The following is a 17,615-nucleotide window of genomic DNA, read 5'->3' as shown; positions in this document are numbered from 1 at the left end:
CTTCTGATCATCTCAGTCTGAGTTGAGACTCCCCTTTGCGGGATGACAATATGTAGTAAAATTTTTAGCTGGCAGCGATATTGCCGTTTCGTTTTCGCTCAATGTTGCGCATAACGAACAGATAGGAAACACCGGTGAACACGGCAGCAGCGATCCATGCGGCAGGATCACCAAAACATGCCAGACGGAAATTTAAAATCTTCATGGCAGCGACAGAAACCACCAGTCGTGCAAATAATTCTGCCACACCGCCCATCATCGGCAGAAAACCGTAACCGCAGCCCTGCATGGTATTGCGGAAAATGAAAATCGTGCTCAGCGGAATAAAGAACATAGAACACATGTACGCATAAGTCTGCGCCCACGGAAGCATTGTTGCCATATCCACATCACCGGAGAAAAACAGGTGCAGGGATGGTTTTAACAGGGAACACATCAGTGCAGCGACTGCAACGGCATAGATCAGCGCGATCCAGAGTGCGGTTTTTACACCTGCTTTGATTCGTTTGATATCGCCGTAGCCAAAGTTTTGACCACTGTAGGTCGCCATGGTCTGTCCCATGGCGATCATTCCCTGCATCAGCAGACTTTGCAGTTTTCCGGTAGCGGTAAAAGCAGCAACTGCTGTGGAACCAAACAGGTTGATGGCAGACTGCATGATCATGGTTCCGGAAGATGTGATGGCAAACTGTAATGCCATCGGAATGCCTGCTGCCAGCTGATTTTTCGTATCAATACGTGATAATTTCCACTGGTTACGCTGTGGCTTCAGATCCGGGATCTTACACCAGATGTAGATTGCACAAAGTAACGCAGAAATAGCCTGAGCTAAGTTGGTTGCCCATGCAGCACCGGACACGCCCATATGGAGCCGGATGATGAAAAACAGATCCAAAATAACATTTAAGCAGGCAGAAAATACCAGAAAAAACAGCGGTACTTTACTGTTCCCGACTGCCCGCAGATACGCAGACAGCAGGTTGTAAAAAATATTTGCCACAATGCCGGCAGTAATGATCATAATATAGGAATAAGCATCATCAAAAATATTTTTCGGCGTGTTCATAACCGTCAGCAGCAGCTTCATCAGAAACAGGCAGGAAAAAGTCAGCAGCAACGTAAAGAATATGGATAAAAATATGCCGTTTGCAACCGCACGTTTGACACCGTTTTCGTCTTTGGCACCATATCGCTGCGAGATCAATATGGAAAAACCGGCGGTAATTCCCTGGGAAAAGCCGGTGAGCAGGAACATGATCGTTCCGGTAGAGCCAACGGCAGCCAGTGCATCGGCACCGACATAACGTCCAACAATAATAGTATCTACCATGTTGTAAAGCTGCTGAAACACATTTCCAATGATCAGCGGAATGGTAAATTTCAGAATGACCGGGAGTGGTCGTCCTTTTGTCATATCTAATTGCATGTCAAAATCTCCTTAATATAGTAAATAGTATGTCGTAAATTTCCAAATGTCTATGATACTTTTTTACAAGATATATGTTATGAAAAAATCAGTGTATTCTTGCAATCTTAAAAAATTCCGCCCCCTATTATATCGCATTTATTGAGAATTTCAATATAGAATTTGCATTGATAGGAAAAAACTTTTGTGCAAAAATGGGGATGTTTGTTATAATAAACATAACAACTGTTTTATGGAACAAAATCCGGAAATTATGATAAGGAGTGGATGGTAATATGGGAGAAAAAATTACGTTTTGCCGGGGTGGAGGCTGCACGGCAAAGCTTGGTGCGGGCATTTTAAGCCGGGTGCTGGAGCGACTGCCGAAGGGACCGGAAGATCCGAACCTTCTGATCGGATATGACAGCAAGGATGACGCGGCAGTTTATAAAGTCAGTGATGACATTGCGATTGTACAGACCCTGGATTTTTTTCCGCCGATGGTGGAAGATCCGTATACTTTTGGAAAAATTGCGGCGACAAATGCCCTCAGTGACATTTATGCCATGGGCGGCGAAGTAAAAACGGCGTTAAATATCGTCTGTTTCCCGGAACAGATGGATCTGAATATTTTAGGAGAGATCATGCGCGGCGGTTCTGAGAAAGTGATCGAAGCCGGTGGAACGCTGGCAGGAGGACATTCCATCAATGATACGGATGTGAAATACGGTCTGTCTGTAACCGGAGTGGTGCATCCGGATAAGATTTATCCGAATAACGGCGGCAATCCGGGAGATAAGCTGATCCTGACCAAAAAACTTGGTGTCGGCATCATCTGTACTGCTAATCGTGTACAGGAGGCATCCGAAGATGCAATGGCAGCGGCAATCGAATCTATGACAACCTTAAATAAATATGCGTCTCTGATCTGCCGGAAGTATGACATTCATGCCTGCACAGATGTCACAGGATTCAGCTTTTTGGGACATCTGCATGAGATGATGGATGGCAGATTAAGCTGCCGGATCGATGGAAGTGCTGTTCCGGTATTTCCGGAAGCATTAGACTATGCGGATGAATTTTTGCTGACAGCAGCGGGACAGCGGAACCGAAATCATGTTCAGGAACATGTGAAATTTGTCAATGTGCCGTTTGCCATGGAAGAAGTCTTATATGATCCGCAGACTTCCGGTGGCTTGTTGGTGTCTGTTTCCCGTGAACAGGCAGAGGCGCTGCAGCAGGAATTGCAGGAAGCAGGTCTGTCCGCGGCAATTGTCGGTGAAGTGCTTGAAAAAAGCGAGACAGAGATTACTGTGACGATGTAGGGGTATCCTGTAATAACAGAAGCTGAAAAATAATGAAAAATTGTAACTCAGAATAGAAAATATGTGAAACAAAGAAGAAAAGATAGTGTAGAATAACCTATGAAAAATGAGTCAAAGAAAAAGGCTTAAGAAAATCAGGAGGAAAATGAAATGATCAAAGTAGATGCAATGGGCGATACCTGCCCGATCCCGGTAGTAAAAACAAAAAATGCCATCAAAGAGTTAGGTGGCAGCGGAGAAGTACAGACACTGGTAGACAATGAGATCGCAGTTCAGAATCTGACCAAGATGGCAAACCAGAAAGGCTATGGTGTCAGATCTCAGAAACTGGGAGAAGGTCAGTATGAAGTTATTATGACAATTTCTGTGGACGGAGAAGCATCACAGGCAACAGAAGAAGCAGAGGAAAAAACGGTTTGCTATCCGGATGCACGAAAGAAAAATACCGTAGTTGTATTATCATCATCTACTATGGGAAACGGAGATGATGAACTGGGTGCTATTTTAATGAAGGGATTTATCTATGCATTAAGCCAGCAGGAAGAACTTCCGACTACTATTTTGATGTACAATGGCGGCGCCAAAATTTCCTGTGAGGAATCTCCGTCACTGGAAGATCTGAAATCTTTAGAAGCACAGGGCGTGGAGATCCTTACCTGTGGTACTTGCCTGAACCATTATGGTTTAACAGATAAATTGAAAGTCGGTGAAGTCACAAATATGTATGTGATCGCTGAGAAGATGACACAGGCAGATCTGATCGTAAAACCATAAAAACAGTTAGTATCGCGAAAGTAATTACTGTTCAAATGTTTCCATAACTGCTATACTGAAAACATTGTGAAATGGGAGGATTAGTTGTTATGGAAATTATGCAGATACTTTTTAAACAGATTTTCCTGATGTTCATCTATATGATGATTGGATTCACTCTTTATAAAAAGAAGATGATCACAAAGCAGGGAAGTAAGGAACTGGCAACACTGTTACTGTACGTGATTTTGCCGATGGCGATCATCAAGCCGTTTATGATAGAATTTGATTACGACAAGCTGGTTGGTCTTGGAAAATCTTTTGTGATAGCAGTCGTAGCACTGGCATTATCCATGCTGGTTGCAAAACTGATTTTTGGAAAAAAACATCCGATGGAAAACTTCTGTGCAGCGTTTTCCAATGCCGGTTTTATCGGAATTCCGCTGACACAGATGGCACTTGGAGAAGAAGCCGTTTTTTATATCGCGATCTTTGTTGCGTTATTGACTGTATTACAGTGGACGTATGGTGTTATGATCATCACCGGAGATAAAAGTGTCGTTTCTCCGAAGAAAATTGTGACAAATCCGATCGTTATTGCGGTTGTTATCGGAATTATCCTGTTTTTAATTCCGGTGCAGGTTCCACCGATCGCAACGACAGCAGTCAGCTCAATTGCAGTGCTGAACGCGCCGGTTGCCATGATCGTACTTGGTGTATATCTGGCACAGACAAAACTGACAGAGCTTTTTACCACAAAAATCGTATATGTGGCAACGGTTGTTCGTCTGGTAGTAATCCCGATGCTGACGATTGCGGTATTATCGCTGTTCCCGTCCAGTTTTCAGGATGTACGTCTGGCAATTCTGATCTCTGCATCCGCACCGATTGGAACCAATGTGGCGATTTTTGCACAGTTAAATGGTATGGATTACACCGAAGCAGTGAAGAATATCTGCTTTAGTACGTTGTTGTCGATTCTTGCAGTACCGCTGATCATTGGATTTGCAAATTTTGTATGGTTATAAAATGGGTATGATCATAGAAGTGAACATGAAATAAAAAGAAAAATAAAGAAATCCCGTCTGATTGGAAGAGTGAGCAGCTATAAAAATTTGCTCATTTCCAGAACAGACGGGATTTTTTGTACAAAGGTATTAGTTTTTGGTAAATCGTAAGCTAACAAAGATCTGTAATAATCTCTGATAAGAACATAGTGTATCTTAACTCCTGAAATACGAAATGTTATTTTATAATGTTATTGTTATTCTGTATAGCGGATAATCTTTGCCGGATTTCCAACAACAACCGCGTTGTCCGGAACATCCTTTGTCACAACAGAGCCAGCACCTACAACCACGTTATTACCGATGGTGACACCCGGAAGAACGACACAGTTTCCGCCAAACCAAACATTGTCACCGATGGTGATCGGTTTTCCATAGACATAGTTGGCAACTCTGGTCTTGGAATCCATCGGGTGGTTGACGGTATACAGACAGGTCTGTGGACCCATCAGACAGTTATCGCCGATGGTGATCGGAGCCGCATCCAGCATTACACACTGGAAATTTGCAAAAAAGTTCTTGCCGACATGGATATGAAATCCGTAGTCACAGTGGAAAGGCGGTTTGATAAAAATATCATCATCGCAGTCACCAAATAATTCTTTTAAAATAGAAAGACGAAGCTCCGATTCATCCTCTGTGGTAACATTAAAGCGGTCTGCCAGCCGACGGGCATGTTTCTTCAGTTCACCGATCTTTTCGTCACTGTTCCAGAACATTTCACCGGCTTCCATTTTTTCAAATTCTGTACGGTTATCTTTTTTCATTTCCATGATAAGACTCCTTTTTATAAATTTTGCGTTATAGTATTTAAATTGTTTTTCTGATGTAAAAAAAACGTTGTCATGCAGAAATTTCAAATCTGTTTACGACATATTTGCGTATTCAAGTACATTCCGTAATGTGAAAAACATTAGTCTGCACGGCGTTTTCGAAGTGACTGTACCGGAATCTGAGCCAGTACGACAGCAACAAAAATCAACAGGCAGCCAAGTAATTCCCTTCCACTTAAGTGCTCATGCAGGAGTACCCAACCGCCCAGAACGGAAAATACTGATTCCAGACTCATCAGCAGAGAAGCAACCGTCGGGTTCAGACCTTTCTGACCAATGACCTGCAGGGTATAGGCAACTCCGGAGGAGAGAATACCGGTATACAAAAGTGCGATCAGTGCCGTCGGTTCTGCAAATTGTGCCAGCATCGCCGGAACATTTGCAAAGGAATGCTGCAGATCCACGAAAAATGCCGGGATCAGGGAAACAATACCTGCCACCAGAAACTGTGTGCAGGATAGTTTGATTCCATCCACCATCGGGGAAAAATGATCCACACAGAGGATATGTAAGGAAAAACCAAGTGCACAAAGCAGCAGGAGCAGATCTGGAAATTCTAACGTAAAAGAGCCATTCATACATAAAAGATACAGTCCGATCAGTGTAAGAACTGTTCCAATCCAGATATTCCATCCACATTTTTTCCCGAGAAACAGTCCGAGTAACGGTACGATAATGATATAGCAGGTGGTCAGAAAACCCGCTTTTCCGGCAGTGGAACCGTAAAACAGTGCCAGCTGTTGCAGTGTACTTGCGATACCGAGAATAAATCCACAGGAGAGTCCTCCCATCAGCAGGGCGTGGCGGTTTGCCGGTTTTGCCTCATTTGAACTTGTTGCATTTTTTTTATTCATAAGAAAAATCACCGGACATAAGACAGCGGCACCCAGCAGAAAGCGGATGCCGTTGAATGTATAAGGACCGATTGATTTTCCACCTTCGCTCTGTGCGACAAAAGCAATTCCCCAGATAAATGCTGCAAGTACCAGCAGGAGAGAATTACGTTTTTGTAATGGTTTCATAATCTCATAATCCCTTCATTTTCAGTTTTTGTCATACTTCGTATATTTTGTATGCATTACAGGATAACACTTATTCGCATACATGTTCCAGTCCCTGTGCCATGATCGTTGCGACATGATCATCGGCAAGAGAGTAGTAGATGGTTTTTCCATCCCGGCGAAATTTTACCAGTGCGGACTGCTTGAGAATCCGCAGCTGATGAGAAATCGCACTCTGTGTCATGGACAGCGAATCTGCAATGTCCTGCACACATAATTCCTGCTTGGAGAGAATTGCCAGAATGCGTATTCTGGTTGGATCTCCAAACACTTTAAACAGATCAGCAAGCTGATATAACGTTTCATCATTGCTGGAATCATCCATATTTGATATACCCATTATTTCTTCCCTCCAAATTGAAATTATTTTAACATACTGTTCTTATTCTAACGGAAAATGAAAAACAAGTCAAATTTTATTCCGTAATTTTATCCGGTAATGATCAGGATTTAATCTTGATGTAAAGTGCACGGATGGAGTTCAGTACACAGATCATAGCAACACCAGTGTCCGCGAAAACTGCCATCCACATGTTTGCATGTCCGGTCAGACCAAGGATCATAACGGCAATCTTGATAACCAGTGCAAATACAACGTTCTGGATTGCGATCCGGTTGGTTGCACGGGAGATCAGGATGGACTGTGGAATTGCTTCCGTAGATGAAGTCATAAATACGACATCTGCTGCTTCGATGGCAGCGTCAGCACCACTTCCCATTGCTGCTCCGACATCGGCACCTGCCAGAACCGGAGCATCATTGATACCATCACCGACAAACATAACGGAACCATATTTGCTGCGGATTTTTCCAAGTTCGTTTAATTTTCCTTCCGGAAGAAGTTTCGCATGTACTTCGTCAATTCCGGTAGCAGCAGCAACTGCATCTGCACCGGACTGGGAATCTCCTGTCAGCATTACGGAGTGCAGACCGAGTTTTTTCAACTGACCGATAGCGGAAACAGCATCAGATTTGATCGTATCGGAAATAACCATATATCCGGCGAATACACCGTTTACTGCCATAAATACTTCTGCACCGTAAGATGCATCGGAAAGATCCGGCATAGCAATCTGATATTTAGCCATTAATTTATGATTACCGCATAAAACAGTGCCATGACTGTTTTTTGCAACAATTCCGTGTCCTGCGATCTCAGAAAGTTTTGCAGGTTCTTCGATGTTGAGTCCTTTTTCTTTGGCAGCGGTTACAATGCTGACTGCGATCGGATGTGTGGAATAATGTTCGCATCCGGCACAGAGTGCAAGCAGTTCATCTTCAGACAGATCGCCGACAGATACGGTTTTCTGTAATTTAAAGTTACCTTCTGTGATGGTTCCTGTTTTATCCATAACAACAGCGCCAAGTTTGCTTAAGGATTCCATAGAAAGACCACCTTTGAACAGGATGCCTTTTTTGGAACCGGCGCCGATACCGGAGAAGAATGCCAGCGGTACACTTAATACCAGAGCACAAGGACAACTCATTACTAAGAAGGAAATTGCGGTGTAAATCCAGTAATTCCAGTTTCCACTTACTAGGGACGGGATTACGGCAACAAGTACAGCGGCAATAACGACGCAAGGAGTGTATACTTTTGCAAATCTGGTAATAAAACGGTCAAGTTTCGGTTTGCTTGCGGCAGCGTTCTCCATAGATTCCAGAATACGGGAAACCATAGACTCAGATAACGGTTTTTCTACACGCATTTTTAACTGACCGGAAGTATTGACACAACCGGAAGTGATCTCATCACCAGCAGATACACCAACCGGAACCGGCTCACCGGTGATCGGAGAGGTATCCAGACGGCTTTCTCCTTCAATGACGACACCGTCCAACGGGATTCTGTCACCTGGACGGATCAGCAGGATATCACCAACGTTTGCATCTTCGGCAGGAATGACAGTTGTGTCATTGCCGGATACAAGGTTTACAACTTCCGGACGCATATCAACGGCATCCATGATTTGTCCACGGCTGCGCTCAACAGCTTTATCCTCAAAAAATTCACCGATACGATAGAAGAGCATAACACCAACTGCCTCCGGGAAATCGCGGATTGCAAAAGCAGCAAGTGTTGCAACACCCATCAGGAAGTTTTCGTCAAATACCTGACCGTGGGAAATGTTTTTTGCAGCTTTTACCAGAATTTCTCCACCAAGGATTACATATGCAATCGCAAAAACAATAAAGGTAGCTAATGTGTTGTCAATAGTGTGGTTTAAAATAACACCGATGGCAAAAAGAATCGCACCTGAAATAATGCAGCCAAGTTCTTTTTTGTCATCGCCTTCTTCCTCATGGGAATGACTTTCGGCAGAAGCCTGTTTTTTCGCTTTTTCCAGTTCATCACGGGCAACAACTTTTACTTCTGATTCAATAGAAGCGCAGATTTTCTGAACTTCCGGTAAAAAATTGTCCGGATCTTTTGCTGAAAGACGTAACTGTTTGGTTGTATAAGTAATGGTAGCAGCAGTTACACCCGGAAGATTGTTAATTTTTTCCTCCATTTTAGCGGCACAGTGCGCGCAGCCAAGATTCTGCAGGATGTAGATTTTGCTGTTTCCGGTATGAACACGCTCCACATGATGTACTTCTTCATGGTGGTGATGGTGATCATGGTCATGACAGCCGCAATCGCAGTCATCATCGTCATCGTCACAGCAGTCACAGTCACAATGATCGTCATCGTGATGGTGGTGATGATGGTGTTCATGGTGATGATGATGGTGCTCATGCTCCTCATGCTCATGATGATGTTCGTGTTCTTCATGATCGTGTTCGTGTTCGCAGCAACCGCAATCACAGTCATCCTCATGCTCATGAACAGATGCAGTATTTTCGAGTTCATTCATATCGTCATGTAATGTATCTTTCATAAGAACCTCCCTAAATTATTGTTGAACATGTGATTATTTATTCATATGAGTATTAAATCATATGAACTACTACTTGTCAATAGTGAAATGGATTTATACAATGTAAAAATTGCAAAGAAATTATTCCTATAGTAACATATATAATTATATTATATAAGATGATTTGGAATCTGTCTTGTATTGACAATTCTCGACAAAAAAATGTCGTATCTAATCTTTATAATGTATTTGTTCGCAAAAAATATCATTAGGAGGTAAGTATGGAAAAGCTAAATGTCGGAATTGCAGATGATAATGAACTGATTGTAAGTCTGCTGTCAGATATTGTGGCACAGGATGAAGAATTGCGAGTGGTTGGAACTGCGCGGAATGGAGAAGAAGCATATCAGATGATAAAAACAAAACAGCCGGATGTGGTATTATTGGATATCATTATGCCAGAAATGGACGGGCTTGCTGTTATGGACAAGATCAAAAGAGATAAAACCATCAAAAAGAGCCCTGAGTTTATCATGATAAGCGCGATCGGAAAAGAGGGTATCACAGAAGATGCGTTTCAGATGGGAGCATCTTACTACATAATGAAACCTTTCGCGAAAGATGTGGTCGTAAACAGAATAAAAATGATCAAACATCGTGAGAAGCGGAAAAGTTTTCAGATACGAAAAGCAGTTCCTTATGAAAGTCAGGAACAACTGATGAAACGAAATCTGGAAAGCCTGGTTACGGATATGATTCATGAGATCGGCATTCCAGCACATATAAAAGGATATCAGTATTTACGCGACGCGATCATTATGTCTGTAAATGATATCGAAATGTTAAATTCCATTACAAAGATTTTGTATCCAACAATCGCTAAGAAATATCAGACCACAGCCAGCAGAGTGGAGCGTGCGATTCGACACGCCATTGAAGTGTCCTGGAGCCGTGGAAAAATGGATACCATTGATGCGCTGTTTGGATATACGATCAACAATGGCAAAGGAAAACCGACAAATTCAGAGTTTATTGCATTGATCGCTGACAAAATTCGTCTGGAAAACAGTTAAAAAGAGACGGAAACGGGAAAAACCGATAAAATTGGTTGGTGAGGTCCGGTAAGTGTGCTATAATGTTTTTAAAATATGACCTACAATGAGGATTGGGGGAACAGGATGAAAAAAATATTATTTGCATCATCAGAGGCGGTACCGTTTATCAAAACCGGCGGTCTTGCTGATGTCGTAGGATCTTTGCCAAAATATTTTCCAAAGAAAGAGTATGATGTGCGTGTCGTGGTTCCAAAATACATGTGTATGGACACGAAGTATACCGAAAAAATGAAACTTGTTACAGAATGTCAGGTTCAGTTAAACTGGCGTACACAGTATGCGGGTGTGTATGAACTGCAGGAGGACGGCGTTACTTTTTATTTTATTGATAATGAGTATTATTTTGCAGGACCTGCACCATACGGTCAGATTTATCAGGATGCGGAGAAATTCGGATATTTTTCCAAGGCAGTACTGACGATCCTGCCGGAAATCGGTTTCCAGCCGGATATTATTCATTGTCACGACTGGCAGACCGGTCTGATCCCGGTATTTTTAGAGGCACAGTTTCGACAGAATGAGTTTTACCGCTACATGCGTACAGTATACACCATTCATAATATGAAGTTTCAGGGACGCTGGTATGTGGATGCCATCCGCGATGTGACCGGACTGGACAGTTCTTACTTTACCATGGACAAGCTGGAAAGTTATGGAAATGCCAATCTGTTAAAAGGCGGTGTTGTGTATTCTGATTATATTACAACCGTCAGTGAGACTTATGCCAAGGAGATTCAGTCTACCGAAGGCGGCGAGGGACTGGATGGACTGATGCGGGCAAAATCTTTTGTACTCTCTGGTATTGTAAACGGACTGGATTACAAAGTTTTTGATCCGAAGACAGATCCGGCGATCGCACAGCATTACAAAGGAAATGTTACTTCTTATAAGAAAGCAAACAAACTTGCGCTGCAAAAAGAGGTCGGTCTGGAGCAGACAAATGATAAATTCCTGATCGGAATGGTTTCACGTCTGACAGATCAGAAGGGCTTTGATCTGGTGGATTACATGATGGATGAGATCCTTGGGGACGAGCGTATCCAGATCATAGTACTTGGAACCGGAGAGCAGCGATATGAAGATATGTTCCGCTATTTTGCACAGAAATATCCGGGACGGGTTTCTGCAAATATCTGCTATTCAGAAGATTTTGCACACCGTATTTATGCAGGTTGCGATGCATTTCTGATGCCGTCACTGTTTGAACCGTGCGGACTCAGTCAGCTGATGAGCATGCGTTACGGAACAGTACCGATGGTTCGTGAAACCGGCGGTCTGAAAGATACCGTAGAGGCATATAATGAGTTTGAACATACCGGAAATGGATTCAGTTTCCATAATTATAATGCACATGAAATGCTGTATATGATCCGTTATGCCGCAAAAATCTATTTTGGTTATCCAAAAGAGTGGGAAGAAATCATCAAGCGTGGCATGGCAATGGATTATTCCTGGAGTGCTTCTGCAAGCAAGTATGCTGAAATCTATGAGGGACTTTATAAACGGAGTGAAGAAGACCGTCAGCGCGATCACAAATGGCAGCAGGAGTATGAAGAACGTGAGCAGAAACGTCTGGAGGCAGAACTTCGTGTAAAATTAATGATGGAAGCTGAACTGGCAGAGCGTGAAGCTGCACTCAAAAAAGCAGAAGAGGAAGCTGCATTAAAAGAGGCAGAGAAAGAAGCTGCACAGAAAGCTGCATCAAAAGAGGGAGAGAAAAAAGTTGCACAGAAAGCTGCTTCAAAGGAGACAGAGCAGGAAGCCACACTGAAAACTGCTGAGAAAGAAGCAGCAGAAAAGCAGACTGGCAAAAAGAAAACTTCTGCATCAAAAAAACAGTCTGCAAAGACAACAAAAACAGGAACAACATCATCTGCAAAGAAAACAACAACGCAGAAAACCAGCAAAAAGTAATTTTTGCAATATTCTGCTGTAAATGAATTTTTTACACATTCGGCGGAGTCAGGAAATGAAAGCTTATAAAAATACGCAGAAAAATATGTCATGCGTTGCATGAGGCGTATCCTGCAACAAGAATGTTAATGGATTCTTGAATTTTCCTGTTCCGCCGGATTGTGTATATTATGATTATGTGAGTTGGAAAATCCACTTACAACTATGATGTTATAAAATGGAAAGATGGATCATAGATTACATCGTTATTTCGTTCTTGCGGCGGGAGTAGTAGTAAGCATGTGTGGAGAGAATTTCATCGTCCATAAGTTGAGAATCATTCACTTCGCGCACCATATCAGACAGTTCTCCGTAGCAGTCATTCTCCAGCGTCGGAACAAGAATGACCTCATGGATACTGCTTGGGAGAATATAGAAATCAGTCTGTGATTCTTCAGAAAAATGCTTTAACAGATCTTTGTAGAGCAGACATGTAGCACCAAACAGGTTCGTTTCGTTTGTGAGTACGAACATTGGATAGGGAGATGGTCTGGACACGGTTGGATCAGGATGCGTGAGCCGTCCGGATAATTCATAAATGACATCATTCATATCATACAGTTTTTCCGGCAAAATCTTCTGAGTATTGTCTTTGGCGATCTGAAACAATTCTGTCGTTGTGATATTCCAGTTCTTTAAATGGGAATGATGGATCAGGATTGTTGCATTGCCGGTCGTAAAATCCATGGAGATCAGACAATAAAATACAATTGCCAAATCCAGAAAACGGATATGAGGAACCTTTTCCAAAAGTTCTTTGTTTCGCTCATAATGGATCAGCTTCATGGCAATTTTGTCCCGGATATTGTCAAAATCCGTGAAAAAAGACGGATCAATCTTTTGGGAAGGCTTATGTCGGTGATAATCGCTGAGCAGGGACTGATAAACATCATTAAAACTGATGCCGTGGTTATAAGAATCATAGTAATAATTCAGATAAAGTGTCGGTGAAATATTACAGTCGTTTTCCATAATCGTAAGTCCGTCAAGGACAATGCCATTATTTTTGGAAACCTGCTGGATCGAGATGCGTTTTGGATCGGGAATATCGTGCTCCAAACGCTCCATGATGACTGTCTGAAAAGTGTTATATTGCATATTAAGTTGAAAAAGAAAAGACGATCAGATGTTTACTGTGGGCTAAAGATAACACAGCTTTTTCTAAAAGGCAAGATGGCATATCTGCCAAAATACAGGGTGTCCACAGACCGTTAAAAATTCCCTAAAATGGCAGAAACTGCGTAACTACGGGAAAAAGTCGATTGGCACATTTGTACAAAAATGGGATTTTTTGAAAAATTAGAAAAAATTCGAAATGGCATGAAGTGTGACAGAAGAACAGAATTTCTCAAAAAAATTCTCAAAAAGTTTATAAAAATATGAAAAAAGGCTTGCAATGAAATTGAAAATCTAATATAATTCTTTGTGCATGCTTCGATGGCTCAGTTGGTAGAGCAACGCATTCGTAATGCGTGGGTCGAGGGTTCGAGTCCCTTTCGAAGCTTGTGAAAATCCCGGTTTTTCAACCGGGATTTTTTGTTTGATAGATTCCGGTATGAATGGTACTTGCGCGGACTTGTGTTTTTCTATATACTGAAAACAGTAAGTGATGCAGGACAGGGATTTATAAAGAGGGAGGAAGCAAAAAATGGCAGTAAAAATTAATGGAATCAATCACTGTGCGATCAGTGTTGCAGATATTGAGGAGACGATTCAGTGGTATTCAGACGTATTTGGATTTACCGTAGTCAATCGATCTGAAATTCCGGGAGCAGGAATCAAAGTAGCGCATTTACAGGGTGTAGGATTTTTGCTGGAGGTATTTGAGGCTCCTGGAGCAAATCCATTGCCAGAGGACCGCAGAGTACCGAACAGAGATCTGATGACACACGGAAACAAACATATGTCTTTTGGTGTTCCGGACGGAAGAAAAGCGAAGGAAGAACTGGAAGCGATGAGCGTGGAGATCGCTATGGTAGCGGAAGTAGATGACACCTATGGCGTGTTTATCCGTGACAATACAGGAAACCTGATCGAGATTTTTGAGGAATCCGGTGACGTGGTATTTAATCAGCATAAAAATCAGCAGTAAGGATGCGTGAAACTATGGGATCAAAAATCAGAAGAATGATTGACCGGGCAAGTGAGCTTCTGGAGCTGGCAGTCAATATTATCATTATTATTGCAGTAATCGTGGCGGTTATTTCCCTGTGGAAACCGTTTATGGAATTTGTGCAGAACCGCGAATCTGCACATGCTTTTTTGGATTTTTTAGGATATGTGTTAAACGTTCTGATCGGTATTGAGTTTTTCAAGATGCTTTGCAAACCGGATGTGGATACCGTTCTGGAAGTTGTAATGTTTGTCATTGTCCGTCATATGGTGGTACTTGAAACAAGCTCGGTGGAAAATCTGCTGACCATTGTCGGTATGGCGATTATTTTTGCAATTAAAAAATTCCTGAAAGAACCGAAAAAAGAGAAGTTGAAAACGGTTTCGGAGGATGAGTCTGAAAGAGTAAGAGGGTATAATGAACAATTACAAAACAGACAAAACTGAAATCTGTCACGATTGGCAGGAAAATTTAATAGCATTCTCAAAAGAACATGAATTCCCAGCGGAAGCGGTAGAATTACTTTCAAATTCATTAGAATTGATTATCAAAAATGAACATTTGTATCATGTGTTTACTGAATGGGAACAAAAATACTGGGAAAATCCTGATTTGGATTATGTGTTACTTCAGAAAATATTAGAAGATTTTGATGGAGAAGAAGGTATTTCGAAATATACTTTTGATTTATTATTTATGATCGGAATCAGCAGACGAACATGGGAACTTTATCAGAAGCGGGGAATCAGCAGGGAGATTTTTCATGATTCTATGGCAGATATGCACTGGAAGTTGTTGGAGTGTCATCAAATGTATGACATTTGGGGAACGTTTGTGATGCATTGGTTTCCATGGTGGTTCCAGTTAAAACGTTTTGCACTGGGAAGGCTTCAATTTGAATTGATTAAATTTGATGACGAGTATGAGAAAGATGGTCTGATATTACATAAAGACAGTCCGGTGATAAATGTGCACATTCCATCTTGTGGAAAATTGGATTACACAGAAGTTCAAAAATCCTATGAAAAAGCTGCTGAGTTTTATCGTACAGAATTTATGGAGCATCCGTTGGTGTTTGTATGTGAATCATGGTTATTGTTCCCGGCAAATAAAGAAATTTTACCGGAACAGTCCAACATTCGCAGATTTTTGTCAGATTATGACGTGTATCGTACCAGAGAAAACAATAATGATCTGTGGCGGATTTATTATGGCGCGGAGCAGAATGATTTTGAAAATCTGCCAGAGAATACCGGATTGGAGCGGGCATATAAAAAATGGCTGCTGAGTGGTCATATGGCAGGGCAATCATGGGGCGTGTATCGATATGAAAAGGAAATGTGATATATCCAAAATAGGATATTGTGATAGCTGGTGAATTTTTCGCCAGCTTTTCCAGTTTTTGTGATATTTCAGTGTGCGCGATTGTTTTATTAGTGAAAGAGATATCTCTGGAACAAACAGATAAACAGAAGTAAGTGGGGAGTGCAGATGAAAGAAATAAATGAGAATCGTGTACTGGAATGTTACCAGAAGTATAAGGACACTGTTTTCAAGCTGGCATATTCGTATTGCAAAAGCGTGACGCAGGCAGAGGATGTTTTTCAGGATGTATTTGAAAAATTTATGCAGAAAGCGCCGGATTTTTCGGACGAATATCATGAAAAAGCATGGTTTATCCGGGTAACGATCAATGCATGTAAAAATGTGTTGAAGCTGAAATGGAATAAAGAGCGTGTACAGTATGAGGATTATATGACGCCGGAAAAAGTTTCCGAAGAACCGGAATATGAACTGCTTCGTCAGGCGGTGCTGGCGCTTCCGGAAAAATACCGGTTACCGATCCACCTGTATTATTATGAAGAATATTCTGTGCGGGAAATCGCAGAGATTCTTCAGAGAAAGGAATCTGCCGTACAGACACAGCTTCAGCGCGGAAGAGAGAAAATCCGCAGATCGCTGACAGAGAAAGGAGTATCCTATGAAACTGAATCATGAATCCTATGAGAAAGCATTTTCAAATATCACATTAGATGATCGTATCGGTATGGAATTATTATCAAATGCAAAGGTTAAACGATTGCGTAGAAAGAAAAAAATTACGTCACAGGTGGCAGCGGCTATCATTTGTCTGGTGTTGGCAGGAGGAGCAGGAACCGGAATCTGTTATGCACAGACAGGAACAGATCCAATTCACTTTTTTGCAATGATGTTTCAGCATGCTTCTGTGGAAGCCGTTTATCAGGTCGCAGATGGTTTTGTAGATAGTGATCAGAGCTTGACGGATGGAAATGTACGGATTATATTGGATTCTTATCTTTATGATAAGGAAAAAGGCATTATCATATCGAATGTGACGTTTTCTACAATCGATGGTTCTGATTTTTATACTAAGGACGAAATGGATGTTTACAGAGCAAAAGGTGAAGATACAGATGATGAAATTTTAAGATCAATGATAGTAGGAGATTTTGGTGTTGATTCTGGTTCTTCTGCCAATACAGGGAATGATGCGATTATGATAGAAAACGGTCACACGTTCCATTATTATGCGATTATTACTGATATGAATGGAAGAAAAAATGCATCCGATCAGCTGGTGATTCGTGGAAATAATAAGACAGGCGTGCTTGGTACATTTAAACTGGAGCCAACCGGAGATATCAAAGTGGTTGATCTGAATGTAGAAAAAAATACGGCATGTGATACGGTTCAGATTACTGGCGGCTATCTGAAAATTTGCTGGAACACGGATGCTACAGATGATGTGTCAACAGATTCTTTGGAACCGCTTCCATTTTCAAAAGTGGAGGTTACCATGAAAGACGGCATGATCTATCGTTATCAGAAGCCAGATTCTGCATGGATGAAAGACGGGGAGCATACCATGGAGAAAGAAGAACAGGCATACTATGCAGAAGAAGAGGGCGTCACAAAAATCTTTAGTGGATCTATTATGATAGATAATGATAATAATCAGAGCGACTGGTTGATGAGATTCCCGGATTTTATCAATGTTGATGACATTGTTTCGGTGACACTTGATGGACAGGAAATCATGAAATAAAAAACTGACAGTTAGTCCGGCACAACAGTAAAGAACAGTAAAAGACAGTAAAACGCTGTATC

At 41.7% G+C, this 17,615-nt stretch carries 15 protein-coding genes, 1 tRNA gene and 1 pseudogene; 11 read left to right on the top strand and 6 right to left on the bottom strand.

Features of this window, described 5'->3' with window-relative positions; genetic code table 11:
• Positions 1–64: 64 nt before the first annotated feature.
• Positions 65–1,426, bottom strand: a complete 1,362-nt coding sequence (locus tag DXB15_RS04120; protein ID WP_118702140.1) for an MATE family efflux transporter — start codon at positions 1,424–1,426, stop codon at positions 65–67.
• Positions 1,427–1,701: 275 nt separating this feature from the next.
• Between DXB15_RS04120 and selD the strand changes: the two genes are divergently transcribed.
• From selD to DXB15_RS04105, 3 genes are all read left to right on the top strand, one after another.
• Positions 1,702–2,730 (top strand): selenide, water dikinase SelD, encoded by a 1,029-nt coding sequence (gene selD / locus DXB15_RS04115; protein ID WP_109214293.1) that lies wholly within the window; start codon positions 1,702–1,704, stop codon positions 2,728–2,730.
• Positions 2,731–2,880: 150 nt separating this feature from the next.
• A complete protein-coding gene (gene yedF / locus DXB15_RS04110; RefSeq protein ID WP_109214292.1) occupies positions 2,881–3,504 on the top strand; it encodes a sulfurtransferase-like selenium metabolism protein YedF in 624 nt (207 codons plus the stop codon).
• A gap of 89 nt (positions 3,505–3,593) precedes the next feature.
• Positions 3,594–4,511, top strand: a complete 918-nt coding sequence (locus DXB15_RS04105; RefSeq protein WP_109214291.1) for an AEC family transporter — start codon at positions 3,594–3,596, stop codon at positions 4,509–4,511.
• A gap of 236 nt (positions 4,512–4,747) precedes the next feature.
• On the opposite strand, the gene DXB15_RS04100 is transcribed toward DXB15_RS04105, so the two are convergent.
• The 4 genes from DXB15_RS04100 to DXB15_RS04085 form a co-directional block, all read right to left on the bottom strand.
• On the bottom strand, positions 4,748–5,323 hold the full coding sequence (locus tag DXB15_RS04100; RefSeq protein WP_330427460.1) for a sugar O-acetyltransferase: 576 nt from the start codon (positions 5,321–5,323) through the stop codon (positions 4,748–4,750).
• Between the two features lie 140 nt (positions 5,324–5,463).
• The gene (locus DXB15_RS04095) at positions 5,464–6,405 is read right to left on the bottom strand and encodes a DMT family transporter (protein WP_109214290.1); all 942 of its coding nucleotides are present in this window, start codon (positions 6,403–6,405) and stop codon (positions 5,464–5,466) included.
• Positions 6,406–6,475: 70 nt separating this feature from the next.
• On the bottom strand, positions 6,476–6,784 hold the full coding sequence (locus tag DXB15_RS04090) for an ArsR/SmtB family transcription factor (protein ID WP_109214289.1): 309 nt from the start codon (positions 6,782–6,784) through the stop codon (positions 6,476–6,478).
• 103 nt (positions 6,785–6,887) lie between these two features.
• Positions 6,888–9,326, bottom strand: a complete 2,439-nt coding sequence (locus DXB15_RS04085) for a heavy metal translocating P-type ATPase (protein WP_243115596.1) — start codon at positions 9,324–9,326, stop codon at positions 6,888–6,890.
• A gap of 260 nt (positions 9,327–9,586) precedes the next feature.
• Here DXB15_RS04085 and spo0A point away from each other — a divergent pair, with 260 nt between their 5' ends.
• Entirely contained in the window at positions 9,587–10,378 is a 792-nt protein-coding gene (spo0A, locus tag DXB15_RS04080) for a sporulation transcription factor Spo0A (protein WP_109214288.1), read from the top strand.
• A gap of 105 nt (positions 10,379–10,483) precedes the next feature.
• A pseudogene (glgA, locus tag DXB15_RS04075) lies at positions 10,484–11,917 on the top strand (glycogen synthase GlgA); the annotation flags it as partial.
• A 654-nt stretch (positions 11,918–12,571) separates the two neighbouring features.
• Here glgA and DXB15_RS04070 read toward each other — a convergent pair.
• Positions 12,572–13,471: a DUF5688 family protein gene (locus tag DXB15_RS04070; RefSeq protein WP_256385904.1), complete on the bottom strand. Its 900-nt coding sequence runs from the start codon at positions 13,469–13,471 to the stop codon at positions 12,572–12,574.
• Between the two features lie 333 nt (positions 13,472–13,804).
• Here DXB15_RS04070 and DXB15_RS04065 point away from each other — a divergent pair.
• The 6 genes from DXB15_RS04065 (at position 13,805) to DXB15_RS04040 (ending at position 17,553) form a co-directional block, all read left to right on the top strand.
• Positions 13,805–13,877, top strand: a tRNA-Thr gene (locus DXB15_RS04065).
• A gap of 144 nt (positions 13,878–14,021) precedes the next feature.
• Complete coding sequence (locus tag DXB15_RS04060) at positions 14,022–14,465, top strand: VOC family protein (RefSeq protein WP_118702138.1); 444 nt, start codon at positions 14,022–14,024, stop codon at positions 14,463–14,465.
• 14 nt (positions 14,466–14,479) lie between these two features.
• Positions 14,480–14,932 carry a phosphate-starvation-inducible PsiE family protein gene (locus tag DXB15_RS04055; RefSeq protein ID WP_109214284.1) on the top strand — a complete coding sequence of 151 codons (453 nt, stop codon included), beginning with the start codon at positions 14,480–14,482 and terminating at the stop codon, positions 14,930–14,932.
• Positions 14,904–15,830, top strand: coding sequence for an acyltransferase domain-containing protein (locus DXB15_RS04050; protein ID WP_118702137.1), 927 nt, complete (start codon positions 14,904–14,906; stop codon positions 15,828–15,830). Before DXB15_RS04055 ends, DXB15_RS04050 begins: the two co-directional genes overlap by 29 nt.
• Positions 15,831–15,977: 147 nt before the next feature.
• Complete coding sequence (locus DXB15_RS04045) at positions 15,978–16,484, top strand: RNA polymerase sigma factor (RefSeq protein WP_118702136.1); 507 nt, start codon at positions 15,978–15,980, stop codon at positions 16,482–16,484.
• The gene (locus DXB15_RS04040; protein WP_118702135.1) at positions 16,468–17,553 is read left to right on the top strand and encodes a hypothetical protein; all 1,086 of its coding nucleotides are present in this window, start codon (positions 16,468–16,470) and stop codon (positions 17,551–17,553) included. Before DXB15_RS04045 ends, DXB15_RS04040 begins: the two co-directional genes overlap by 17 nt.
• Positions 17,554–17,615: the final 62 nt, after the last annotated feature.

Origin of the sequence: Roseburia sp. OM02-15, assembly GCF_003481835.1 — a bacterium.
In the GTDB taxonomy this organism is placed as follows: Bacteria; Bacillota; Clostridia; order Lachnospirales; family Lachnospiraceae; genus Eubacterium_I; species Eubacterium_I ramulus_A.
This window is presented reverse-complemented; position numbering and strand designations above follow the sequence as displayed.